Annotated in this window: 25 protein-coding genes; 17 read left to right on the top strand and 8 right to left on the bottom strand. The window is 62.6% G+C overall.

Annotation, left to right across the window (positions count from 1 at the left end):
- Positions 1 to 212: 212 nt before the first annotated feature.
- From ACYU8T_RS08145 to queE, 9 genes are all read left to right on the top strand, one after another.
- Positions 213 to 668: a hypothetical protein gene (locus ACYU8T_RS08145; protein WP_461159064.1), complete on the top strand. Its 456-nt coding sequence runs from the start codon at positions 213 to 215 to the stop codon at positions 666 to 668.
- A gap of 97 nt (positions 669 to 765) precedes the next feature.
- The gene (gene fliD / locus ACYU8T_RS08140) at positions 766 to 2,166 is read left to right on the top strand and encodes a flagellar filament capping protein FliD (protein WP_461159063.1); all 1,401 of its coding nucleotides are present in this window, start codon (positions 766 to 768) and stop codon (positions 2,164 to 2,166) included.
- Between the two features lie 18 nt (positions 2,167 to 2,184).
- Entirely contained in the window at positions 2,185 to 2,580 is a 396-nt protein-coding gene (locus ACYU8T_RS08135) for a flagellar export chaperone FliS (protein WP_201514721.1), read from the top strand.
- Positions 2,581 to 2,738: 158 nt separating this feature from the next.
- Positions 2,739 to 3,932, top strand: coding sequence for an acetylornithine transaminase (locus tag ACYU8T_RS08130; RefSeq protein WP_461159062.1), 1,194 nt, complete (start codon positions 2,739 to 2,741; stop codon positions 3,930 to 3,932).
- Between the two features lie 100 nt (positions 3,933 to 4,032).
- Positions 4,033 to 4,962: an ornithine carbamoyltransferase gene (gene argF, locus ACYU8T_RS08125; protein WP_461159061.1), complete on the top strand. Its 930-nt coding sequence runs from the start codon at positions 4,033 to 4,035 to the stop codon at positions 4,960 to 4,962.
- Between the two features lie 141 nt (positions 4,963 to 5,103).
- Positions 5,104 to 6,060, top strand: coding sequence for an Hsp33 family molecular chaperone HslO (gene hslO, locus ACYU8T_RS08120; protein WP_461159060.1), 957 nt, complete (start codon positions 5,104 to 5,106; stop codon positions 6,058 to 6,060).
- A 149-nt stretch (positions 6,061 to 6,209) separates the two neighbouring features.
- Positions 6,210 to 6,620, top strand: a complete 411-nt coding sequence (locus ACYU8T_RS08115) for a DUF3617 domain-containing protein (RefSeq protein WP_461159059.1) — start codon at positions 6,210 to 6,212, stop codon at positions 6,618 to 6,620.
- A gap of 44 nt (positions 6,621 to 6,664) precedes the next feature.
- Positions 6,665 to 7,357 (top strand): 7-cyano-7-deazaguanine synthase QueC, encoded by a 693-nt coding sequence (gene queC / locus ACYU8T_RS08110; RefSeq protein ID WP_461159058.1) that lies wholly within the window; start codon positions 6,665 to 6,667, stop codon positions 7,355 to 7,357.
- Positions 7,358 to 7,368: 11 nt separating this feature from the next.
- Positions 7,369 to 8,016 carry a 7-carboxy-7-deazaguanine synthase gene (queE, locus tag ACYU8T_RS08105; RefSeq protein WP_461159057.1) on the top strand — a complete coding sequence of 216 codons (648 nt, stop codon included), beginning with the start codon at positions 7,369 to 7,371 and terminating at the stop codon, positions 8,014 to 8,016.
- A 187-nt stretch (positions 8,017 to 8,203) separates the two neighbouring features.
- Here the strand turns inward: queE and ACYU8T_RS08100 are convergent, their stop codons facing one another.
- From ACYU8T_RS08100 to lipB, 3 genes are all read right to left on the bottom strand, one after another.
- The gene (locus tag ACYU8T_RS08100; RefSeq protein ID WP_097092138.1) at positions 8,204 to 8,893 is read right to left on the bottom strand and encodes a hypothetical protein; all 690 of its coding nucleotides are present in this window, start codon (positions 8,891 to 8,893) and stop codon (positions 8,204 to 8,206) included.
- Positions 8,894 to 9,016: 123 nt separating this feature from the next.
- Entirely contained in the window at positions 9,017 to 9,292 is a 276-nt protein-coding gene (locus ACYU8T_RS08095) for a hypothetical protein (RefSeq protein WP_255254758.1), read from the bottom strand.
- A 74-nt stretch (positions 9,293 to 9,366) separates the two neighbouring features.
- Positions 9,367 to 10,071: a lipoyl(octanoyl) transferase LipB gene (lipB, locus tag ACYU8T_RS08090; RefSeq protein ID WP_461159056.1), complete on the bottom strand. Its 705-nt coding sequence runs from the start codon at positions 10,069 to 10,071 to the stop codon at positions 9,367 to 9,369.
- A 73-nt stretch (positions 10,072 to 10,144) separates the two neighbouring features.
- Between lipB and ACYU8T_RS08085 the strand changes: the two genes are divergently transcribed.
- Positions 10,145 to 10,933 carry a glycerophosphoryl diester phosphodiesterase membrane domain-containing protein gene (locus ACYU8T_RS08085; RefSeq protein WP_247230611.1) on the top strand — a complete coding sequence of 263 codons (789 nt, stop codon included), beginning with the start codon at positions 10,145 to 10,147 and terminating at the stop codon, positions 10,931 to 10,933.
- Here ACYU8T_RS08085 and ACYU8T_RS08080 read toward each other — a convergent pair.
- The 3 genes from ACYU8T_RS08080 to ACYU8T_RS08070 are packed head-to-tail and all read right to left on the bottom strand — an operon-like array spanning position 10,915 to position 12,855.
- Positions 10,915 to 11,514 carry a GNAT family N-acetyltransferase gene (locus ACYU8T_RS08080; protein WP_097092134.1) on the bottom strand — a complete coding sequence of 200 codons (600 nt, stop codon included), beginning with the start codon at positions 11,512 to 11,514 and terminating at the stop codon, positions 10,915 to 10,917. The two genes, ACYU8T_RS08085 and ACYU8T_RS08080, sit on opposite strands and share 19 nt — an antisense overlap.
- Positions 11,515 to 11,519: 5 nt before the next feature.
- A complete protein-coding gene (hemF, locus tag ACYU8T_RS08075; protein WP_461159055.1) occupies positions 11,520 to 12,383 on the bottom strand; it encodes an oxygen-dependent coproporphyrinogen oxidase in 864 nt (287 codons plus the stop codon).
- Positions 12,384 to 12,396: 13 nt separating this feature from the next.
- A complete protein-coding gene (locus ACYU8T_RS08070) occupies positions 12,397 to 12,855 on the bottom strand; it encodes a tRNA (cytidine(34)-2'-O)-methyltransferase (RefSeq protein ID WP_461159054.1) in 459 nt (152 codons plus the stop codon).
- A gap of 211 nt (positions 12,856 to 13,066) precedes the next feature.
- Between ACYU8T_RS08070 and petA the strand changes: the two genes are divergently transcribed.
- The 5 genes from petA (at position 13,067) to ACYU8T_RS08045 (ending at position 17,114) form a co-directional block, all read left to right on the top strand.
- A complete protein-coding gene (petA, locus tag ACYU8T_RS08065; protein WP_247230617.1) occupies positions 13,067 to 13,633 on the top strand; it encodes a ubiquinol-cytochrome c reductase iron-sulfur subunit in 567 nt (188 codons plus the stop codon).
- A gap of 11 nt (positions 13,634 to 13,644) precedes the next feature.
- Positions 13,645 to 14,964, top strand: coding sequence for a cytochrome b (locus ACYU8T_RS08060; RefSeq protein WP_247230619.1), 1,320 nt, complete (start codon positions 13,645 to 13,647; stop codon positions 14,962 to 14,964).
- Positions 14,965 to 14,981: 17 nt separating this feature from the next.
- A complete protein-coding gene (locus ACYU8T_RS08055) occupies positions 14,982 to 15,833 on the top strand; it encodes a cytochrome c1 (RefSeq protein ID WP_247230621.1) in 852 nt (283 codons plus the stop codon).
- 82 nt (positions 15,834 to 15,915) lie between these two features.
- Positions 15,916 to 16,452: an adenine phosphoribosyltransferase gene (locus tag ACYU8T_RS08050; protein ID WP_461159053.1), complete on the top strand. Its 537-nt coding sequence runs from the start codon at positions 15,916 to 15,918 to the stop codon at positions 16,450 to 16,452.
- Positions 16,453 to 16,463: 11 nt separating this feature from the next.
- Positions 16,464 to 17,114, top strand: coding sequence for a 5'-methylthioadenosine/S-adenosylhomocysteine nucleosidase (locus ACYU8T_RS08045; RefSeq protein ID WP_461159052.1), 651 nt, complete (start codon positions 16,464 to 16,466; stop codon positions 17,112 to 17,114).
- A 72-nt stretch (positions 17,115 to 17,186) separates the two neighbouring features.
- On the opposite strand, the gene ACYU8T_RS08040 is transcribed toward ACYU8T_RS08045, so the two are convergent.
- Positions 17,187 to 17,669 (bottom strand): EF-hand domain-containing protein, encoded by a 483-nt coding sequence (locus ACYU8T_RS08040; RefSeq protein WP_461159051.1) that lies wholly within the window; start codon positions 17,667 to 17,669, stop codon positions 17,187 to 17,189.
- Between the two features lie 25 nt (positions 17,670 to 17,694).
- Positions 17,695 to 18,483 (bottom strand): DUF4198 domain-containing protein, encoded by a 789-nt coding sequence (locus ACYU8T_RS08035; protein ID WP_461159050.1) that lies wholly within the window; start codon positions 18,481 to 18,483, stop codon positions 17,695 to 17,697.
- A gap of 125 nt (positions 18,484 to 18,608) precedes the next feature.
- Here ACYU8T_RS08035 and ACYU8T_RS08030 point away from each other — a divergent pair, with 125 nt between their 5' ends.
- Positions 18,609 to 20,687 (top strand): TonB-dependent receptor domain-containing protein, encoded by a 2,079-nt coding sequence (locus tag ACYU8T_RS08030; protein ID WP_461159049.1) that lies wholly within the window; start codon positions 18,609 to 18,611, stop codon positions 20,685 to 20,687.
- A 5-nt stretch (positions 20,688 to 20,692) separates the two neighbouring features.
- Positions 20,693 to 21,439 carry an energy transducer TonB gene (locus ACYU8T_RS08025; protein WP_461159048.1) on the top strand — a complete coding sequence of 249 codons (747 nt, stop codon included), beginning with the start codon at positions 20,693 to 20,695 and terminating at the stop codon, positions 21,437 to 21,439.
- Positions 21,440 to 21,607: the final 168 nt, after the last annotated feature.

Raw genomic sequence — 21,607 nt, 5'->3', positions numbered from 1 at the left:
ACCCGCCTCCTGCTCCCGTTCGCCCTGAGCCTGTCGAAGGGCCGTTTTTCTTCTTCATGAAAAGTGAAGGGCTTCGACAAGCTCAGCCCGAACGGGGCAGGGTGATTTTTTGATGAGAGGCGCCACGCCTTGATAAAAAACCTCACGGTGAACTAAATCTTAGGCATTGCTGGCCGTAATATATTCATGGGGACGCATTAGGATGGTGCGTCATGAACGAATATGTTTCGCGGAGCGACTTAACGCAGGTTGATCGGGTATCTTCCCGAACGCCTTCGGCCGTGCCCGCGGTCCAGCCTGTAGCTGCCCAGCAGGGCATGGATACGCCAGCAGGCAAGCCGCAGGACGGCGGTACGAATATGGGCCTTTCCGAAGATGATCTCGCCAGCGCGGCGGAATATGCCAAGGTGCATGCGCGCGTGGCCGATATCCTGGCGGAGTTGCGATCGGCCTCGGTCACGCCGACCGTTGAAGGGGCGGAAGCGGAAATCCAGACGCTGCTGCCTGCGCCCATGATCCTTGTACCCCTGCCGCCCGCTTCGAAGGAAGCGGTGGAAAGCGCGGTGACGCTTGGCAAGCGCATTGCCGAACAGGCGAGTTACGCGCACGCTGCGCAGGCCCATCTCAAGCGTGGAACGGTGGATCAACTGCTTTCGACTGACCATTGAGGTAAAAGATCGCCAAGCGCGGTCTTTCCTTTCCTCATGAAAATCATTCCTAAAGGTCTTCGTCCTAGAGCCGTTCTCATCCTCGAAAGGACGGACGATGACTTCGGTAAGCAGCAGTATTTCGACAGCGCTCGGCATCGGGTCCGGCATTGATACCGGGGCGCTGGTCACCAGCCTGGTGAGCGCCGCGCGCGACCCGAAGCAGAAGATGATCACCGACCGGCAGAGCGCCAATAATGCGCGGATTTCGGCGCTGGCCTCTGCTTCCAGTTCGCTCGACACATTTGCCGACGCGCTCAATAGCCTGCTTGCAGGCACCGGCTATGCGGGCAACCCAGCCTCCAACGATCCCAGCATCGCGGCGGTCAGCCTGCTGCCTGGCGGTACGCCCAAGCTGCCCGCCCAGCTTGAAGTGCGCCAACTCGCCGCGGCGCAGACCATCTCATCCGCTATCGTCGCGAACACAGCCGCCTCGACTACAATCGGTGCAGGAAGCTTTGAGCTCAAGGTAGGCAGCGGGAATGCGATCCCGATCACGTTGGCCGCTGGCGCCACCTACACCGATCTTGCTGCAGCCATCAACGCGTCTGGTGCAGGCGTCACTGCCAGCGTCATCACTGACAATCAAGGGACGCGCCTCGTCATGAAGGGCGCGACCGGAGCGGCTAACAGCTTCACCCTCACAAACAAATCCAGCAACACGGCGCTCGACGCCTTCACTTGGGACGGCACGACTGGCGGCATGACGCGCCAGGTGCAGGCGCAGGATTCGATCATTCGCCTTGACGGGGTGGAGCAGCGCTACAGCAGCAACACCATCGATACCGCGATCGCCCATCTGCGCATCGACCTAAACAAGGCCGCGCAGGGCACCAGCGTGACGCTGGCGACGACGCAGCCGACCACCACGATGCGCGACCTGATGGTCGAGTTCGTCGACGCCTACAACACGCTGATGAAGGCGCTCAACACCGCCACGGCGAAGGGATCGGACCCCTCCACCGCTGGCGCGCTGAACGGCGAAGCGTCTGTTCGCGACATGAAGCGGCAGCTGTCCCAGATGACGTCGGCGGTGCTCGCGCCTAGCGGGGCCTACACGACTCTGTCTTCGATCGGCGTCAGCACCAATCGCGACGGCACGCTGAAGCTCGACACCGCCGCGCTCGACAAGGCGCTGACCGCCGACGCGGCCGGGATCACGCAGATGCTCAATCCGGCTGTAAAGTCGGACACGACGCCGGGCCTTGCGGGGCTGATGGACGGCGTGCGCGACAAGATCCAGCAGAAGGACGGCCCGCTCGCCACCGCCAAGACCAAATATGAAAAGCTGGCCGAAAATCTCACTGAGCAGCTGGAAAAGCTGAACGAGCAGATGACGGACTACCAGGTGCAACTCTCCAAAATCTACACCAACATGGAAAAACGGCTTTCCGCGTTCAAGGCGACACAGACCTATCTTGAGCAGCAGGTCGCCATGTGGACCAAAAGCGATAATTGATAACAGGGGTCAGATACGATGTTCTATTCTCAGGGCTATGCAGGCAATCGCGCAGCGCGCGGCTATGCAGCGGTTCATTCGGGCAGCCGGATCGAAGGCGCGACGCCCCATGCGCTGGTGAAGGTGCTGTTCGACGAGCTGCTGATCGCCCTTGAAGCCACTGCGCTGGCCGAGCGCAACAATGATCGCCTCAAGGTGTCCGACAAGCAGGCCCGCGCCATGTCGATCCTGATCGCGCTTGAATCCAGCCTCGACTTCGACAAGGGGGGCGACATCGCCATGGGCCTCGCCCAAATCTATCGCGAAGCCCGCCGCCTGCTGCTGCTGAGCGCCAAGGAACGCTCGCCCGACCATGCCGAGCAGGCCCGCGACATCATCGCCGAAATCGCCGACGCCTGGAACCAGATCGGGTAATTCACCGTCATCCCGGCGGACGCTGGGGTCTCAGGCGAGAGGGTGCTTGCACCACCTGAGCGCCGCTAGTATAGGCAGCGCTCGCAAAGGGCGGCCCGGCGGGGGCCGCCTTTTTGCGTTTTGAGACTTTTCATCAGCCCAGCGAAGGGAGGGCCACCATGTCGATTACGCCGCTCATGCCCGTTTACCCCCGGTGCGATGTCCGCCCGGTGCGAGGCGAGGGCTGCTATCTGATCGGCGAGCGTGGCGAACGTTATCTCGACTTCGCCAGCGGCATCGCGGTCAATCTGCTCGGCCATGGTCATCCCAAGCTTGTGAAGGCGATCGCGGATCAGGCCGCGACGCTGATGCACACGTCGAACCTCTATGGCATGCCGCTCGGCGAAAAGTTCGCGCAGCGGCTGGTCGATTCGACCTTCGCGGACACGGTCTTCTTCACCAATTCGGGCGCGGAAGCGGTCGAATGCGCGATCAAGACCGCGCGCCGCTATCACTATGCCAATGGTGAGGCGCACCGGCACAAGATCATCAGCTTCGACAACGCCTTCCACGGCCGGACGCTGGGGACTATCTCGGCCACCAGCCAGCCCAAAATGCGCGACGGCTTCGAACCGCTGCTGCCCGGCTTCACCGTCGTTCCGTTCAACGATCTGGAAGCGGCCGCGGCTGCCGTCGATGACAACACCGCCGGTTTCCTCGTCGAAACCGTGCAGGGCGAAGGCGGCGTGACGCCCGCGACCCAGGATTTCCTCTCCGGCCTGCGCCAGCTCTGCGACGAGAAGGGCATGCTCCTCATCCTCGACGAAGTGCAGTGCGGCTATGCCCGTACCGGCACCTTCTTCGCGCATGAGCAATATGGCGTGCAGCCCGACATCATGGCCGTCGCCAAGGGCATCGGCGCGGGCTTTCCACTCGGCGCCTGCCTTGCGACGGAGGAAGCGGCCAAGGGCATGGTGTTCGGCACGCATGGCTCCACCTATGGCGGCAACCCGCTCGCCATGGCGGTCGGCATGGCCGTGCTGGACGAAGTGCTGGGCGAGGGTTTTCTCGACCATGTGAACAGCATCGGCGCGCGCCTGCGTTCCGCGCTGGAGCAGCTCATTCCCAATCACGACATGTTCGAGGATGTGCGCGGCCTTGGCCTGATGCTCGGCGTCAAGCTGAAGGACAGTGCCGACGCCCGCAACTTCGTGGCGCATCTGCGCGACAATCATGGTCTGCTGGTGGTGTCGGCAGGGCAGAATGTCGTCCGCATCCTGCCGCCGCTTGTAATCGGCGAGGAACATGTCGCCGAATGCATCGAAAAGCTGTCCGCCGGTGCCCGCAGCTTCGCGGAGGCGCAAGCGGCATAGCCAACTTCCGTTCGCCCTGAGCGTGTCGAAGGGCACTCCTTCTTTGAATAGAGAAGTGCGCTTCGACAGGCTTGGCCCGAACGAGTTGAGGGGTTTGATTATGACCAGACATTTCCTGAATCTCTCCGACGCGGGCGCAGACGCGCTCGCTGCCATGATCGCCGACGCCATCGACCGGAAAGCCGCGCGCAAGGGCCTGCCAAAGGGTCAGGCAGATGCCGACGCGCCGCTCGCCGGGCACACGCTGGCGATGATCTTCGAAAAGAACAGCACCCGCACCCGCGTCAGCTTCGACATGGCGATCCGCCAGCTCGGCGGCACCTCGCTCATCCTAGATGGCGCGACCAGCCAGCTTGGGCGGGGTGAAAGCATCGCGGACACCGCCCGGGTCCTTTCCCGCATGGTCGACATGATCATGATCCGCACCGACGATCATGCCAAGATCGAGGAGATGACCCGGCACGCCACCGTTCCTGTCATCAATGGCCTGACCGACCTGTCGCACCCTTGCCAGATCATGGCGGACCTCTTGACGCTCGTCGAACATGGCGTCGCCTTGCCGGGCAGCCAATGGGCATGGCTCGGCGATGGCAATAACGTCCTGCACTCGATCATCGAAGCGGCGGGTCTCTTCAAGTTCGACCTGCGCATTGCCGTGCCCCAAGGCTATGAGCCCGACCACGCCTTCATCAGACAAGCGCAAGACCTCGGCGCCGGCATAACGCTCACCCGCGACCCGGTCGAGGCCGTGGCGGGCGTGGATGCAGTCGTCACCGACACCTGGATTTCCATGGGTCAGCCGCATGCCGACGAAAAGCTCAAGGCCATGATGCCCTATCAGGTCACGCAAGAGCTGATGGCCAAGGCGAAGCCGGACGCCAAATTCCTGCACTGCCTTCCCGCCCATCGCGGCGAAGAGGTGGTGCCTGAAGTGATCGACGGTCCACAGTCGCTGATCTGGGACGAAGCGGAAAACCGCATTCACGCGCAGAAGTCCGTGCTGCTCTGGGCAGCGGGCCGCCTTGGTTGAGATTCGGGTGAGGCGTCCTATCTAGGGCGAAACACGCAGAGGCGACGTTATTTCTAGTCGTCATGCCGGGCTTGTTTCAGCATCCATCGTGCCCCGCAGGCCTCTCCGCGCGGTAGAAATGGATGCTGAAACAGGTTCAGCATGACGGTTTTTCATAAGACGGCCTTATACCTCATTTTGGAGCCTGACTTGAACGCACCCGCCGATATCGACCAGGCCCAGGGTTTCACGATCCCGTCACGTCATGCGCGCGGCCGCATCCTGCGCCTTGGCCCTGTGCTGGACGATGTGCTGGCCGCCCACGCCTATCCGCCGCCGGTGGAACGGCTGCTTGCCTCCGCGCTCGTCCTTGCCGCACTGCTTGGTTCGACGCTCAAGGATGCGGGCGGCCAGCTCACATTGCAGGCGCATAACGAACATGGCGTCGTCAGCCTCCTGGTAGCTGATTATAGGGGCGGCGAAGTGCGCGGCTACGCCAAGTTCGATGCTGACAGGCTGGCGGAGCTTGGCCCCGACCCGACGCTCTTTGGCTTGTTCGGCAAGGGCTTCCTTGCCATCACCTTCGACCAGGCGGTGACGGGTGAGCGCTATCAGGGCATCGTGCCGCTCGATGGCGATTCGCTGGCGGACGCGGCGGAACATTATTTCTTCCAGTCCGAACAAATCCCCAGCATCGTGCGTATCGCCACGCGCCATGATGCGGGGCAGGGGTGCCTCGCCGCGGGCATGCTGCTTCAGCATCTTCCCGAGGGAGAGGTTGGCCGCGAACGCCTGCATACCCGCCATGATCATCCCGAATGGGAACATGTGAAGGCGCTGGCCGTCACGCTGAGCGACAAGGAACTGACCGACGAAGGGCTGCCGCTGACCGACATCGTCTGGCGGCTTTTCCATGAGGAAGAGGTCGTCCGCGTCACAGAGCCGGTGCCCTTGAGCAAGGGGTGCCGCTGCGACCTTGCGCATATCCGCAGCGTGATCGGCCGATTCCCGGCGGAAGAACGGGCGCACATGGCTGATGACCAGGGGGTTATCGGTGTCGACTGCGCCTTTTGCTCCCGCCTCTTTCCGGTTTCGCTGGACAGCTTCGCGCAAGGCTGACACGAATCCGTTACGATTTCGGGGGAGGTTGATGCTCTAGCGGGGGCTGGCGCTATCAACAGGCCGCATTTGGGTGCATGGAAGGTGACGCCGCCGTGCACGGCAAGCCGATTTTTCCGGAGTCCGCGATGAAATACGGGGGCTATCGAATGACGTCAGGTCTGCGCGCCATGAGTGCGGCCGCTGCGATGTTGATCGCGACATTGCCAGTCGCGTCCCAGGCGCTTGCACAACAACCACTTCGGGGCCTTGAACCGGGGGAATGGGAATTGCGGGAACGGCCAGAAGAGGGCGGCAAGGGCGACGTGCGCCGCATCTGCCTCACCGCCATTCGCCAGTTGATCCAGCTCCGCCATGGCCGCGACAGCTGCAAGCGGCTGACGGTTGATGAAGGCGCGAAGCGGGTGGTGGTAAGCTACGAATGTGGCGGGGCGGGCAGCGGCCGCACGGACCTGCGCATCGAAACGCCGCGTCTGGTGCAGATCCAATCGCAGGGGATCGCCGGGGGCGCACCTTTTTCCTTCAGCATGGAAGGACGGCGGATCGGGGCGTGCCGTTGACCGGGCGGCTTGCGCCAGCGCTCCGGCAGGGGTAGCGCAACGCGATGCTTTCCAATGATCCCAAAATTGCGGTCGTCCTGATGTCGGGCGGGCTGGATTCGATGGTCGCGGGCGGACTTGCGCGTGAGGCGGGCTATGAACTGGTCGCGCTCACCATCGACTATAATCAGCGGCATCGTGTCGAATTGCAGGCGGCGGCTCGCATCGCCACCGTTCTTGGCGCGCGGCGGCACATCGTCCTCCCCCTCGACCTCACCGCGTTCGGCGGCTCGGCCCTGACGGCGGACATGCCCGTGCCCAAGGACGGGGTGGGGCCGGGCATTCCCAACACCTATGTGCCCGCGCGCAACACGATCTTCCTGTCGCTGACGCTTGGCCTTGCCGAAGTTTCGGGGGCAAACGACATTTTCATCGGCGTCAACGCGCTGGATTATTCCGGCTATCCCGACTGCCGCCCTGAATTCATCGATGCTTTCCAGCATCTGGCGTCGCTCGCGACCAAGGCGGGTGTTGAAGGCCATCCCGTCCGCATCAACGCGCCCCTGCAGCATATGAGCAAGGCTGACATCGCGCGGGAGGCAAACCGGCTGGGCCTGGATGCTGGGATGAGCTGGTCCTGCTATGATCCTGCGCCGGGCGACCAGCATTGCGGCCTCTGCGACAGCTGCCGCCTGCGGTCCAAGGGCTTTGAGGAAGCGGGCCTGCCCGATCCCACCCGTTACGCCGTCAGGCCATAAGGGGTTCGTCGATGACCTACGCCGTCAAGGAAATGTTCCTGACGCTGCAGGGCGAAGGCGTGCATAGCGGCCGCCGCGCCGTCTTCATGCGCTTTGCCGGATGCAACCTCTGGACCGGTCGTGAAGAAGACAGGCGCAAGGCCGTGTGCCAGTTCTGCGACACCGATTTCGTCGGCACGGACGGGGAAGGCGGCGGCAAATTCGCCGATGCGCAGGCGCTTGCCGACGCGGCGCTCGCCTTTTGGGGGACTGGCGAAGAAGGCCGCTACATCGTCATGACGGGTGGCGAGCCCATGTTGCAGGTCGATGATGCCCTGATCGACGCGCTTCACGCGCATGGCTTCATCATCGCCATCGAAAGCAACGGCACGATCCCGGTCCATCCCGGCATAGACTGGGTCTGCATCAGCCCAAAGGCAGGCAGCGATGTCGTCCAGCGCAGCGGCAACGAACTGAAACTGGTCTGGCCGCAACCGGGCAGGGGACACAGCATCGGCGATGTGGAAGCGATGGAAGGCTGGGCCTTTGATAACTTGCTGATCCAGCCCCTCGACAGCGCCGACGCGGCGGCGAACATGCAGGCGGCGATCGATCTCGTCATGGCCCGCCCGAAATGGCGGCTAAGCCTTCAGTCGCACAAATATCTGGGGCTGCGGTAAACGGTCGCGGTCGAACTGCCCCCGCCGGTCGAACTTACCCCTCCTCCGTTCGCCCTGAGCCTGTCGAAGGGCTCTACTTCTTGGAAGGAAGTTAGGGGCTTCGACAGGCTCAGCCCGAACGGGTTAATTGTCCTCGCCAACAAGACCAAAAAAGAGCGGAGCCCCGAAGACTCCGCTCCTCACATCATCACCTGGCCGCCACCTTCTGCTCATAATCCGCCTGGCAGTTCGGCCGCAGCTTGTCCTTCTTCCAGCATTTCTTGTCGAACGAAGGCAGGGTCAGCGCAAAGCTCCGGCCCGGATCGCCGTAAAATTGCTCGCCTGCCAGCACCAGCGACTTCTTGATCGATCCCAGGCCCGTGCGCGCCACCTCATGCAGGCTGCCGCGATTGGCGAAGATCGCCTGACGTCCGACCTGTGCCGCCGCTTGGCAGAAGCCCCGCTGCGCCTGCACCGTCGAATAACCGGAATAGATGCGTGTGCCATATTGATCCGACGCCGCCTGGCCGGGCTTGCCCTTGCCGACGGTGCGCTGGAAATAGCCGAGCAGCACAGACTGGGCCGAATCCATCTCGGCGTCATGATGCGCGATCATCGCGTTATAGTTGCTGATCGACAGCAGCGTGGGTTCGAACTGGCACTGGAGCGCGGCGACGTTGAGCGCGGCGCGCAGGTTCCACACCAGGCCCGCGCGGATTTCCTCCGCCGTCGCGCCCGGCAGGCCCAGTGCGGTGGCCGCTTCGGCATCGGTCAGCGGCGGCGCGGAGAAGTCGGGCGGCGACCAGAAGAACTGGGCTGCGGCAGGCTGCGCCAGCAGCGGCGCGGCGGCAAGCATCAACCCGGAACAGATCCGGCGCAGGGTGGAACTGGATCGCATGACTTTCCCTTTTTGGATGGCCCTTTGTGAAGGGCGGCCTTGGTGAACGACGGTCGGGCAGGGCTTTCCTTGTCATATGCCTTGCCGATGGCGCCTGTATTGCGCCTGAACGCCTTGCTTCTTCTATTGATCCGAAAGCACTTCTGCCTCGCCCCGCGTTGCGTTGGCAGCGGCGGGTTCCGACTGAGATGCGGCAGCGGCGCTGTTATTGCCTCCGACGGACGGCAGGGCGGCAGACGGCGCCTCGCTCTGCACGCCGTCCAGGTCCGTCATGGCATCCGTGGTCGTGCCGTCGACGACCTCCAGATCCTTCATCTGGACCGTGTTGCTCGTCTTGTCGTCCTTGCCGCACGCCCCCAGCATGGCGCTTGCCGTCAACAGCAGGGCAGTAAAGATCATCCTCGCTTCACAGCGCATCCGGGTCTCCCAAACATGTGATGCCCGGCGGCCCCCACCCGGCGTAGGCGCGGACCCTAGCGGCCCGCTCCGCATTGCTCAACCCCCGCGCCGCAGCGCCGCAACCGGCCGAGGAAAGCGGGAAAGTGCGCCTTCAACGCCGCGTCGAGATCGGCCATCGACGCCTTCTTGCCCAGCGCCGCGATGCTCGTGACGGGATATTCCGCCAAGCCACACGGCACGATGCCGCCAAAATGCGACAGGTCGGGATCGACGTTGATGGAAAAGCCATGCAGCGTCACCCATCGCCGCACCCGGATGCCGAGCGCGCCGATCTTCGCCTCGCGCCCCTCCAGGTCATCGGTCCAGATGCCGATCCGCCCCTCCGCCCGCCGCGCCGCTATCCCCAGGTCCGCCAACGCATCGATCATCCATCCCTCCAGATGGTGGACGAAATTGCGCACATCCTTGCCACGCGCGCTGAGGTCGATGTTGAGATAGCCGATCCGCTGCCCCGGCCCATGATAGGTGTAGCGCCCGCCGCGCCCCGCATCATGCACCGGAAAGCGCGGGTCGATCAGCTCGGCCGGATCGGCGCTCGTCCCCGCCGTATAGAGCGGCGGATGTTCGAGCAGCCATACCCGCTCTTGCGCCTGCCCTTCGAAGATCGCCGCCGCCCGCGCCTCCATGTCGGCCAGCGCATGCGGATAGTCGACCGGTGCCGAATCGACCCGCCATTCGATCTGTTCGGCCCCGGCCGGCGAAGGGGGAGAGGATGACATGGCACTTCCTTGACTTGGGCGAGGGGAGCGATCAAGTCTCCTCCCGATTTTCAGTACGGGAAAAGGCGAAGATATGACGGCGATGTCGATCGGCAAGGCATGGGAAGAAGCGGTCGCCTTCGTCGCGCGCGAACGCAGCCTGCTCTTCCCCGTCGCCCTGCTGTTCGTCGCGCTGCCCGGCCTCATCCTTCAGGAGATGACCCCGCCCGAACTCGCGACATGGCGCATGGACAAGGGCGCGATGCCCGACATCCCGGCCAGTTTCATGCTGTCCACGCTGATCGGGGTCATCATCATCTGGTTCGGCTCGCTCGCCCTCTTCGCCCTGGCGCTTAGGCCCGGCATCAGCGTCGGCGAAGCGCTGCGGCTCAGCTTCTCCCGCTTGCCCGTGCTGCTCGGCACGGCCTTGGTCGTGATCGGCGTCCTGCTTGCCATAGCCATTGTCGGCATGATGGTCGTCGTCGCCTTCTCCATGGTGGCAAAGCCCGTCGCCGCTGCCCTTGTCATGCTGCTGCTGGCTGGCGGCGGCGCTGTCATGCTTTTTGCCAGCGTCCGGCTTCTGCTGCTCAATCCGGTGGTGATCGACGGCAATGAGGGCGTCATGGCCTCGCTTCGACACAGCTGGGCGCTCACACGCGGCCATTTCTGGCGTCTGTTCGGCTTCCTTCTCGTATTGACGCTGCTCTCCGCCATCGTCGGGTCGGCCGCGCAGGTCATCTTCGGCCTGGTCGGCCGCCTGGTCGCCGGAGCGGAAGGCGCGCGGCTCGTTGGCGGCGTCGCGGCGGCGGTCGTCTCCACCGTGGTGCAGGTCTATATGCTTGTCATGATCGCCCGGCTCTATCGTCAGGCCGAGGCGGACTGACCCAGCATCGGCACGTGCGGCGCGGCGTCGGCGCTCAATAGCCCTGTCAGCCGAGGATCGGCAAAGGTCTCGATCTCGCGCTTATAGGGGACAAATCCCGCCCGCTGATAAAAGCCGAGCGCCCCCGGGCTATCCAGCGTGCAGCTATGCACCCAAAAGCGGCGCACATCCTTGCGCCACGCCAGCGACTTGGCCTGCGCCATTACCCAAGCCCCGAACCCCTTGCCGGTCAGGCCGGGTACAAGGCCAAGGAAGCTCAACTCGCAGTCTGGCAGCGCGCGGAAATCGAGCTCCAACAAGCCCACCTCCACTCCCCGCGGATCCGTGATCGCAAAGACCTGCACCCCCGGATCATGGATGATCGCCGTCAGCTCCGCATCGCTCATGACGAGGCGCGAAAACCAGAGCCACGGCTCCCCCACACGCCGGAACAGCGCGCGATAGGCATCCGGCGCAGGGGTCTTCCACGGCACCAGCCGCAATGGAGCAGGCGGGATCGGCGCTGGCCGGGGCCGCTCCACCATCTCCAAATAGGTCACGATTGTCGCAATCTGGTCATTGGCGACCGGCGTCAGCGGCATGGAAGTCAGCTCCAGCTCGCCATCGGCGGCAGGCTCATCAGGATCGCGTCGACATTGCCCCCGGTTTTCAGCCCGAACAGCGTGCCCCGGTCATGCACCAGGTTGAACTCCGCGTAGCGGCCACGCCATTCCAGCATCTGGGCATAATCCTCCTCGCTCCAGCTTTCGCCCATCCGCCGCCGCACGATCGGGGGAAAGGCCTTCAGGAACGCCTCGCCCACCGATCGGGTGAAAGCGAAATTCGCGTCGAAACCTGCATCATCCTCGCACTCCAGATGGTCGTAGAAGATGCCGCCGACGCCGCGATGGACGCCGCGATGGGGAATGAAGAAATACTCATCGGCCCATGCCTTGAAGCGGGGATAATAGTCCGCGTCATGCGTATCGCACGCGTCCTTGAACGCCGCGTGGAAGCTCGCCGTGTCCTCATCCCGGGGCAGGGGGGGGTTGAGGTCCGCGCCGCCCCCGAACCAGCTTTTGGACGTGATCAGATAGCGCGTGTTCATATGCACCGCTGGCACATGCGGATTGGCCATGTGCGCGACCAGGCTGATCCCCGTCGCGAAAAAAGCCGGGTTTTCCCCCGCGCCATGAATGGTCTTCGCGAAATCGGGAGCGAACTCGCCCGAAACGGTCGACACATTCACCCCGACCTTCTCGAATATCCTGCCCTTCATCACGCCGCGAACGCCGCCGCCGCCTTCGCCCGGGGCCAGCCCCGGCGCTTCGCGATCCCATGGCGTGTAGACGAAAGAAGCATCGCTTCCCGCTTCCCGCTCGATCGCTTCGAACTCGGCGCAGATGCGGTCGCGCAGCGATTCGAACCAGTTACGGGCGGCCTGCTGCTGGGGGTTGAGGTGCAATGTCATCGCGAAATCTCGATCATTGTGGAAACTGGCCGGTCTGGCGAAGGGCTTCGGCAACCGCGATGCCCGTGGAAACGGCGATGTTCAAGGACCGGAATCCCGCCGCCATCGGGATTCGCACGCGCAGGTCGGCCATGTCCCGCACCGCGTCCGGAACGCCAGCGCTTTCCGAACCCATCAGCAATATGTCGTTGCTTTGGAAACGCACCTCGGGAAGGGGCTGCGAAGCATGGCTGCTCATCAGCACCAGGCGGCGGCCTTCCCTGCGTCGGAAGTCGTCTAAGGCCTCGAAATTCGCATGGCGAGTCACGTCCGCCGCCGCGCCATAATCCATCGCGGCGCGCTTCAGCTTGGCGTCGGAAAAGGCGAATCCCATCGGCATGATGATGTCCAGGGGCACGGAAAAACAGGCGGCAAGGCGCAGGATGGCGCCGACATTCCCCGCGATCTCGGGTTGGTAAAGGGCAATACGCATGCCCCGCGCATAAAGCAGCAGGGCAAATTGTCATAGCCATGGCCAAATTGCTGTTGGCAAAGAAGCTACAGTGGGTCTATCAGGCCCGCGAACCACGCCAGGGGGAAAGGCGGGGCCCATATTCCGTGGGCGCCGTGGCTCTCTTCCATAATCAGGGCCGGAAACGGCAATGCGGCGGGTATCAGGGACGTCTTTGCAAGGGTTGAGGTGCATGGCGAGCGTTGAACATACGGACAGCCAAGGTCTATCCGGCGAAGGTGGGGTGCGTCGTCGCGACTTCATCAATATCGCCGCAGTAAGCTTCGCGGGGGTCGGGGCTGTCGCCGTCGTCATTCCGCTCGTCGATCAGATGAACCCCAGCGCGGACGTGCTGGCGCTGGCATCGACCGAGGTCGATCTTTCCGCGATCCAGCCGGGTCAGGCGATCAAGACGACCTTCCGTTCGCAGCCGCTCTTCGTCCGTCACCTGACGGAAAAGGAAATCGCCGAGGCTGACAAGGTTGACGCTGGCGGCCTGCGTGACCCGCAGACGCTGGAAGAACGCACCGTCGACGGCAAGAAGCAGTGGCTCGTCACCATGGGCGTTTGCACCCATCTGGGTTGCGTGCCGCTGGGCGCGGGCGAGGGTGAGAACAAGGGTGAATTTGGCGGCTATTTCTGCCCCTGCCATGGTTCGCACTACGACACGGCTGCCCGCATCCGTAAGGGCCCCGCGCCCAAGAACCTGGAAGTGCCGAAGTTCAGCTTCACTTCCGACACTGCCATTCTTGTAGGCTGAGGTAAGAAACCATGAGCTTTCCCTGGGCTGAGCATTATACTCCCAAGCATCCCGCGATGCAGTGGATCGACGAGAAGCTGCCGCTTCCGCGCCTCGTCTACAACGCGATCGGCGCCGGTTATCCGGTCCCGCGCAACCTCAACTATTTCTGGAACTTCGGTGTTCTCGCTGGCCTCGCGCTGGTGATCCAGATCGTCACCGGCGTGATCATGGCCATGCATTATGGCGCCAACACGCTGGTTGCATTCGGCACCGTTGAACAGACGATGCGCGACGTGAACGCGGGCTGGCTGATGCGCTATGCGCACGCCAACGGCGCCAGCTTCTTCTTCATCGTCGTCTATCTCCACATCTTCCGCGGCCTTTTCTACGGCTCCTACAAGGCGCCGCGCGAAATGGTCTGGCTGCTCGGCCTCGTCATCTTCCTCCTGATGATGGCGACCGCCTTCATGGGCTATGTGCTTCCCTGGGGGCAGATGTCCTATTGGGGGGCGAAGGTGATCACCGGCCTGTTCGGCGCGATCCCAGTCGTGGGCGAACCGATCCAGACCTGGCTGCTTGGCGGCTTTGCTCCTGGCAATGCGTCGCTCAACCGCTTCTTCTCGCTGCACTTCCTGCTGCCCTTCGTGATCGCGGGTGTCATCATCCTGCACATCTGGGCGCTGCACATTCCGGGTTCGTCGAACCCGACCGGCGTGGAAGTGAAGGGTCCGCAGGACACTGTTCCCTTCCATCCCTATTACACGGCAAAGGACGGCTTCGGTGTCGGCGTATTCCTGATCCTCTTCTCGATCCTGCTGTTCTTCGCGCCGAACTATCTCGGCCATCCGGACAACTATATCGAAGCGAACCCGCTTTCGACGCCCGCGCATATCGTTCCTGAATGGTATTTCTGGCCCTTCTACGCGATCCTGCGCGCCTTCACGGTGGACTTCTTCTTCATTCCGGCGAAACTGCTGGGCGTGCTGGCGATGTTCGCATCGATCCTGCTGCTCTTCTTCCTGCCGTGGCTGGACACGTCGCCGGTGCGTTCGGGCAACTATCGTCCGACCTTCAAGAAGTTCTGGTGGATCCTGATCGCAGACGTTCTGGTCCTGGGTTATTGCGGCGGCGCGCCGGCGGAAGAGCCCTATGTGATGATCTCGCAGATCGCCTCGGCCTATTATTTCGCGCACTTCCTGATCATCCTGCCGTTGATCTCGCGCTTTGAGCGGCCGTTGCCGCTGCCGGGCTCGATCACTGAATCCGTGCTTAACCGCCATAACATCAAGGGCGAACAGGATGCGCTTCCCGGCATGGGCGCGGATCCGCAGCCGTCGAACGCCGGCTAAGAGGGGACAAGAGTAACATGGTTCGCATCGGCGCATTTCTCGTCGGCCTCTTCTTTGCTGGCTGGCTGCTGATATCCTTCCTGGTGGGCGCGGTGGCTTATGTCACCGAACCACCCGCCAAGACGGTGGAGCATGAATTTCACAAGCATCCCAAGCATGTGGATTTCTCGTTCAACGGCCCGCTCGGCAAGTTCGATCAGGCCCAGCTGCAGCGCGGCTTCCAGGTCTACAAGGAAGTTTGCTCGGCCTGCCACAGCCTGAAGTTCGTGGCGTTCCGCGATCTGGCTGGCATCGGCTATAACGAGCCGGAAATTAAGGCGATTGCCAAGCAGTGGGCGATCAAGACGCCTGACGTCGATCCCAAGACGGGTGAAATGTCGACGCGTGAGCCGGTTCCGGCGGATTATTTCCCCAAGCCCTTCGCGAACAATGTCGCGGCGGCTGCGGCGAACAACAATGCGATCCCGCCGGATCTCTCGCTCATGACCAAGGCGCGCCACGATGGGACGGCTTATGTCTATTCGCTGCTGACGGGTTATCAGAAGCAGCCGGCTGAACTGCTCAAGCATTTCCCGGATGCCAAGACGCCCGAAGGTCTTCACTACAATCCCTATTTCGCCAACCTGAACCTCGCCATGGCTCCGCCGCTGACCGCCGATGGCCAGGTGACCTATGGTGACGGCACCAAGGCGACCGTGGATCAGATGTCCAAGGACGTTGCGGCGTTCCTTACCTGGACGGCGGAACCGAAGCTTGAGAACCGCCGCCGCGCGGGTCTGGCGACCATCGTCTTTCTCCTGATCGCCACGGCGCTGGCCTATATGTCCTACCAGAACATCTGGGCCGAAAAGAAGAAGAAGGCTGCCTGACCGCCGCTTGGGTGAAGGGAATGAAAAAGGAAGGGGCGCGGCGTCATGACGACACCGCGCCCCATTTTCATTGGGAGTAGCCATGGACATCGATGAACTCGCCGCGCTGGTTCGCACCATCCCCGACTTTCCCAAGCCGGGTATCCTCTTTCGCGACATCACGACCCTGCTCGCCGACGCTGAAGGTTTGTCCGCGCTCGTCGGCGGGCTAGCGGCGATCGCCCGTCCGCTTGACGCCGACATCGTCGTTGGCATCGAAGCCCGTGGCTTCGTGCTGGGTGCGGCGCTCGCCCATGCGCTGGGCCTCGGCTTCGTGCCCATCCGCAAGCCGGGCAAGCTCCCCGGCAAGACGGTCGGCATCGACTATGTGCTTGAATATGGAACCGACCGTCTCGAATTGCATGAAGGACAGATAGGGCAGGGCACCCGGGTCCTCCTGGTCGATGACCTGATCGCCACCGGCGGCACCGCTCTCGCCGCTGCCCAGCTCCTCCGCGAACAAGGCGCCACCCTGCTCCTCGCCCTTTTCGCGATCGACCTTCCCGACCTTGGCGGCCGCGCCGCCCTCGAAGCCGACGGCGTCGCCACCGCCGCCCTCCTCAAATTTCCCGGCAATTAACGGTTTTCTTCATGCATTTTCCCTCCGGCCTGCCAAATTGCGAAATAATCGCCGGAAAACGCGTCCTCTTCATCATGGCGATCGAGGACGAATATGGCCCGCATCTGCGCTCCCGCTTCACACCGCTGATGACCGGTGTCGGCCCGATCGAAGCTGCCGTTACGACCAGCCTCGCGCTTCAGCACCTCCACCAGCAGGACTCTCTGCCCCACCTCGCCGTCTCCCTCGGATCAGCCGGGTCCCGCACCTGCCAGTTGGGAGAGATCTATCAAGTCGCCAGCGTGTCCTGGCGAGACATGGACGCTTCCCGCCTCGGCTTTGCCAAGGGCGTGACGCCGTTCATAGATCACCCCGTCGATCTACCGTTGCACACGCCCCTCGACCTCCCCACCGCGCGCCTTTCAACCGGCGCAAATATCGTAGGGGGCGAGGAATATGCGCTGATAGACGCGGAAATGGTCGACATGGAAAGCTTCGCGATTGCCCGGGCCTGCCAGCGCTTCGCTGTCCCGCTCATGGGCCTACGCGGCATCTCCGATGGGCCTGGCGAACTGAACGACATGCTGGGCTGGACGAAGCTCCTCGCGCTTCTCGATGAGAAATTATCTCACGCCGTCGATATGCTCGTTGCCCACTTGAACTCTCGAAACCTGTCGCCCTGAATAGAAGCGACGCCAGGCGAAGCAGAGCCGCACTTGCAACTCTGCTCCTCTCTCAGTCCGCCATGGGTAACGCTAGTTTTTCTGCTGTGCGGCGAGTTGCTTCGCGCGAGTGGCAGCCGCATCGGCAGCAGTCACGACACCATCCTTGTCATCATCCTGCTCGGCAAAAGCACGGGTGCCAGAGGTGTCATATTCCGCCCGGCTCATCCTGGTGTCCTTGTCCTTGTCCAGCACGCCGAAGCGAATTTTGGCCTGACGCATCTGCCGCTGCCGCTCTTCTGCCTTTTTCTCCTCGCTGCGGTCCGATGCTGCCAGTTGCTGCTCAAGCCGGGCGCGATATTCGCCAACATATTCGTCTTCGGACAACCACCCGTCACCATTGGCATCCGTCGCCTTGAAGCGAGCAGTCCGGACGGCGTCGAACTCGGCGCGGGTGACCTGCCCGTCATGATCGGCATCATAATCGTGGATGAAGGCTGATCCTTCATGCGGAGCGGCGAACGCCGTGCCCGATGCTGCGAGCAGGGGGGCGGTCAGGAAGAGCCGAATTTTCATATCATATCCTCTAGCTGAAAAAGGGTCAGGCCGCGTCGAAGGCCAAAGTGTAGGCGTAGCTGCGATAGGGCGTTTCTGACCCCGCCGGAGCGGCGGCGCGATGGCGTACAAGTATAAGATAGGTGCCAGCATCTTGCGGTCTCAGGACGAAGCGGCCATTCGAGCCGCTCTTCACCTGAGCGGCCACCTTTCGCCCATCATATAGGCCAGCGCTGCGGAACAGGGTGATGTCCGCGCCAGCCAGCGGCTCGCCATCGAAGAGCAGCGTGAAGCTCGCATCTGTTCCAGCGACGAACGCATTGGGATGAGACATGACCTGGATTTCGAGGGCCTTGCCAGTCGGCTTCAGCGCCCCCTGGGTAGGTTGGCCGCGTGTGACATAGGCTTCGGCCAACGTCATGCTCTGCACATCGACCTCCGCAGCGCCAGCAGGCGCCTCGCTACCCTCGCCGCGCATTTTCCAGTCATCCCCGGCCTTGAACATCTTGCCCTTGCGTCCGGCGCGAAGGCCGCTCGTCACCCGGTAAGTCCCGTCCGAAGGGATCGCCGCTTCGAACATGCTGATGTCGCGCAAATGCGTGACGGGGCCGATCGCAAGTTGCTTTCCGTCCGGCCCTATCAAGTGGAAGGGCGCGTCACGCATGGCAACTTCAGGTAAAAAGGCATCCTCAGCAAACGCCGACTGAACGGTGACATGGTCAGCCTTGCCCAGATCGAACTGGGTGGGCAGCACATAAGGCATGTGCGCCTGGGCAGTGGCCGCACCCAAGATGATCGCAAGCCACGCGGCAGAATGAAGTCGCGACAATTTCATCAAAATCCCCTTTCAATTTCCTGATATATCTAATGCGACTCACTTGCAATATCATTCATTATTGGTAAGCCGAGCGCCGTGTGGGGCCCTTGATGTCCCGTGGAGATGCAAAAGGGGGTAAGATGATGAAGACCAAGGCAAAGCTTCTGATGTGCGCCGTGCTGATCGCCGTGCCCGCCGAGCTTTGGGCGCAGCAGGCAGCCGACGCGCCGGGAACAACGCGCATGACCCTGGATCGCATGGTCATATCCGCAGGGGCAGAAAAGGTGGCCATCGATACGCCCCAAGCCGTCAGCACGCTTGATCAGGACGATATTGATCAAGCCCAGGCGATGACGATCGGCGATCTGCTGGAAGACATGCCGGGCGTGAACGTGCAGGGCGGCGTCGGCCAACTGGGGCAGGGCTTCAACATCCGCGGCATCGGCACGGCCGTGGGGGATTCCGATAATCGGATATTGCTCAATGTCGATGGCGTCACCAAATTCTACGAGCAATATCGCATGGGCGCGCTGTTCACCGAGCCGGAGCTTTACAAGCGGGTCGAAGTCTTGCGCGGCCCGGCCTCCTCGACCCTTTACGGAGCTGGCGCGCTGGCGGGCGTCGTCAATTTCACGACAAAGGATGCGTCCGATTTCCTGACCGGCGGAGATCCGCTGGCCGTCCGCCTGAAGGCCGCGACCGATACCAACGCGCAAGCGCATACGCTGTCGGGCATCGTAGCCGCGCAGCCGGTTGAGGGCGTCGAATTGCTAGGCAGCTATAATTACCGCCGCAGCGATGACTACAGGAGCGGTAATGGCGGCATCGTCGCTGCATCCGCAACGCTATCGGACAGTTGGCTGGCAAAGGGTCGTGTTTCCATCGGCGGCAATCGGAACCACGCCATCTGGGCCAGCTACCAGGATTGGATCAGCGACGCGTCGCAGGTCTACGACCAGGTTTCGGCCGCCACCGGAAACAGCCTGATGCGTCGCCGCGTTCACGATAAGACGGCGGTGCTCGGCTATGTGAACGACTTCGATGGCAGCAGGATGTTCAATGTCGAGGCGCAGATCGCCTATTCGCTGTCAAAGGTGCACCAGACCGAAACGACCTTCCTTGGCCCCCTGGCCTATTCCGACTTTTCCTACGAAAGCTGGCAGGGAAAGTTGCAGAACAGCAGCCGTTTCGACATGGGCGGCGACTGGACGGCGTTCCTCATCGTCGGTGGCCAGTGGAGCAGGCAGGAGCGGCGCAATCCGCGTGTGGCGCTGAATGGCGCGGTGACCCCGGGCGCGGGCACCCATCCGGAAGGGGACATGAGCCGTTATGGGCTGTTCAGCCAACTGGAGATAATCTGGTCCGACAAGCTGACCATCATGCCCGGCGTTCGCATCGACTGGACCGACCTTAAGCCCGGTGACACGGTCGTTGCGGGCACCAGTTTGACGCAGCGGGTCAAGGACAGCGGTGTCTCTCCCAAGCTTGCGGCATTGTACAATATCACCCCATGGTTCGGCCTATTCGGATCTGCGGCACGCACGGTGCGCATGCCCAATGTGGATGAGGTCTTCACGCGATCCGCGACGCGGCCCAACAACCCGGATCTCCGCCCGGAAAAGTCCGACAATTATGAGGTCGGCTTCACCCTGTCCTTCGATGATGCGCTGGGACGTGGAGACCGGTTCCGCGCGAAGACCACTCTGTTCCAGAACGATGTGAAGGATCTGATCGTCAACGTCGCCGCCCCGGCGGGAACGCCCTACTTCCAGAACATCAACCGCTCACGTTTCAAGGGGCTGGAGATCGAGGCAGAATATGGCGTCGGCGGCTTTTTCGCGCGGGCCAATGCTTCCTTTATCGACGGCAAGGATCGCCTGACGGACAATTATCTCAACACCATTCCCGCCAATGACTATCGCCTGACGCTGGGCTACGCCGATTCGGCAACGGGTCTTTCGGGCGGTTGGACCGGCGAGTTCGCCGAACGGCAGGACAAGGTGACGACGGGCGTCTTTTCTTCTGCCGGATCGGGCTTGCCGACCCCAGGCTATAGTGTCCACAACCTCTTCTTCGCGTTCAAGCCACGGAGCGGCGCGGCGAAGGGATTCGAGTTCCGCGTTGCCGTGGATAATCTGTTCGACAAGCAATATCGCCGCCACTTGTCCGCGTTGGCGGCCGAAGGACAGAGCTTCAAGTTCAGCGTAGCGAACACATTCTGACGATGATGGCGCGGGCGGTTCCATCCTTCCGCATTAGCGGTCCGGCAGCGGCTTCCCTGCTGGTGAACGGATTGCTAATCGCGGCGCTGCTGAACCTGGGAATGGGGCAGGCGGCGCGACGGCAGGAATCGCCTGCGCTGACGGTCCTGTCGCTGGCGCAGCTGAAGGGGGTTGAACAAGGGGCGGAGGAAAGGGAGGCGGCTTCCGCAGGCTCCTCTCAACCCGCTGAGCAGAGGCCTGTAGTTCGGCCGCCGGTTTCCTCCGCTGTGGTGCAGCCATTGAGGATTGATCAGTCACCGCCGTCTACCCTCGTGCCGATCGCACCTGTCGCGTCAGTCGCAAGCCAGGTCATGACTGCACCGAATGCATCGGGGGCTGAGGGGGCTGCGGCCTTGCCTGCCACATCTTCGCTTCCCCCACGCGGCGTGGAAGATGGCGCTGATATCAAGGCCCCGTCGGGCACCAGCCGGAGCTACGCCGCGAAGGTTCGATCCTGGCTCTACGCTCATAAAATTTACCCCCGCCGCGCTCGTATGCGACGCGAGGAAGGGCAAGTGCAGGTTCGATTCATCCTGGATCGCGCCGGGACCTTGCTGGAAGGCGCGATCATCAGGGGCTCGGGCAATCCGGTTCTCGATGAGGAAGCCAGAGCGATGCTGCAGCGCGCGTCCCCCTATCCTCGAGCCCCGGCAGAGCTCCCTGGCGAGCGTATCGAATTCAGCGCGCCGATCGAATTTATATTGCCCGCATGAAGGCGCCTGCCGCGCCACCACGGGCAGGGCGGCTGCCAAAACGGACACTTGGCATTTCCACTCTCAGCTATGCGCTAGAGGCATAGGTCGGCGCGATCTTAGTCGGTTGTGCCTTGTGCAGATTGCTTTTCATATGGTGCAAACGGATGCCCAGCCAAAGGTAATCGA

The sequence above is a fragment of the Sphingobium sp. TomMM35A genome (assembly GCF_054771735.1).
Note: the sequence above shows the minus strand (reverse complement) of the source record. Positions and strands in the feature narration are given on the sequence as shown.

Bases quoted from the DNA above. Each gene is read 5' to 3' on its own strand.
- ACYU8T_RS08145 (WP_461159064.1), top strand. From the start codon at position 213: ATGAACGAATATGTTTCGCGGAGCGACTTAACGCAGGTTGATCGGGTA.
- ACYU8T_RS08060 (WP_247230619.1), top strand. From the start codon at position 13,645: ATGAGCTTTCCCTGGGCTGAGCATTATACTCCCAAGCATCCCGCGATG.
- ACYU8T_RS08080 (WP_097092134.1), bottom strand. From the start codon at position 11,514: ATGCCGCTGACGCCGGTCGCCAATGACCAGATTGCGACAATCGTGACC.
- ACYU8T_RS08025 (WP_461159048.1), top strand. From the start codon at position 20,693: ATGGCGCGGGCGGTTCCATCCTTCCGCATTAGCGGTCCGGCAGCGGCT.
- ACYU8T_RS08045 (WP_461159052.1), top strand. From the start codon at position 16,464: ATGCATTTTCCCTCCGGCCTGCCAAATTGCGAAATAATCGCCGGAAAA.
- lipB (WP_461159056.1), bottom strand. From the start codon at position 10,071: ATGTCATCCTCTCCCCCTTCGCCGGCCGGGGCCGAACAGATCGAATGG.
- ACYU8T_RS08040 (WP_461159051.1), bottom strand. From the start codon at position 17,669: ATGAAAATTCGGCTCTTCCTGACCGCCCCCCTGCTCGCAGCATCGGGC.
- ACYU8T_RS08085 (WP_247230611.1), top strand. From the start codon at position 10,145: ATGACGGCGATGTCGATCGGCAAGGCATGGGAAGAAGCGGTCGCCTTC.
- ACYU8T_RS08100 (WP_097092138.1), bottom strand. From the start codon at position 8,893: ATGCGATCCAGTTCCACCCTGCGCCGGATCTGTTCCGGGTTGATGCTT.
- hslO (WP_461159060.1), top strand. From the start codon at position 5,104: ATGACGGTTTTTCATAAGACGGCCTTATACCTCATTTTGGAGCCTGAC.
- hemF (WP_461159055.1), bottom strand. From the start codon at position 12,383: ATGACATTGCACCTCAACCCCCAGCAGCAGGCCGCCCGTAACTGGTTC.
- queC (WP_461159058.1), top strand. From the start codon at position 6,665: ATGCTTTCCAATGATCCCAAAATTGCGGTCGTCCTGATGTCGGGCGGG.
- ACYU8T_RS08135 (WP_201514721.1), top strand. From the start codon at position 2,185: ATGTTCTATTCTCAGGGCTATGCAGGCAATCGCGCAGCGCGCGGCTAT.
- fliD (WP_461159063.1), top strand. From the start codon at position 766: ATGACTTCGGTAAGCAGCAGTATTTCGACAGCGCTCGGCATCGGGTCC.
- ACYU8T_RS08115 (WP_461159059.1), top strand. From the start codon at position 6,210: ATGACGTCAGGTCTGCGCGCCATGAGTGCGGCCGCTGCGATGTTGATC.
- argF (WP_461159061.1), top strand. From the start codon at position 4,033: ATGACCAGACATTTCCTGAATCTCTCCGACGCGGGCGCAGACGCGCTC.
- ACYU8T_RS08070 (WP_461159054.1), bottom strand. From the start codon at position 12,855: ATGCGTATTGCCCTTTACCAACCCGAGATCGCGGGGAATGTCGGCGCC.
- ACYU8T_RS08095 (WP_255254758.1), bottom strand. From the start codon at position 9,292: ATGATCTTTACTGCCCTGCTGTTGACGGCAAGCGCCATGCTGGGGGCG.
- ACYU8T_RS08030 (WP_461159049.1), top strand. From the start codon at position 18,609: ATGAAGACCAAGGCAAAGCTTCTGATGTGCGCCGTGCTGATCGCCGTG.
- ACYU8T_RS08050 (WP_461159053.1), top strand. From the start codon at position 15,916: ATGGACATCGATGAACTCGCCGCGCTGGTTCGCACCATCCCCGACTTT.
- ACYU8T_RS08130 (WP_461159062.1), top strand. From the start codon at position 2,739: ATGTCGATTACGCCGCTCATGCCCGTTTACCCCCGGTGCGATGTCCGC.
- ACYU8T_RS08035 (WP_461159050.1), bottom strand. From the start codon at position 18,483: ATGAAATTGTCGCGACTTCATTCTGCCGCGTGGCTTGCGATCATCTTG.
- queE (WP_461159057.1), top strand. From the start codon at position 7,369: ATGACCTACGCCGTCAAGGAAATGTTCCTGACGCTGCAGGGCGAAGGC.
- petA (WP_247230617.1), top strand. From the start codon at position 13,067: ATGGCGAGCGTTGAACATACGGACAGCCAAGGTCTATCCGGCGAAGGT.
- ACYU8T_RS08055 (WP_247230621.1), top strand. From the start codon at position 14,982: ATGGTTCGCATCGGCGCATTTCTCGTCGGCCTCTTCTTTGCTGGCTGG.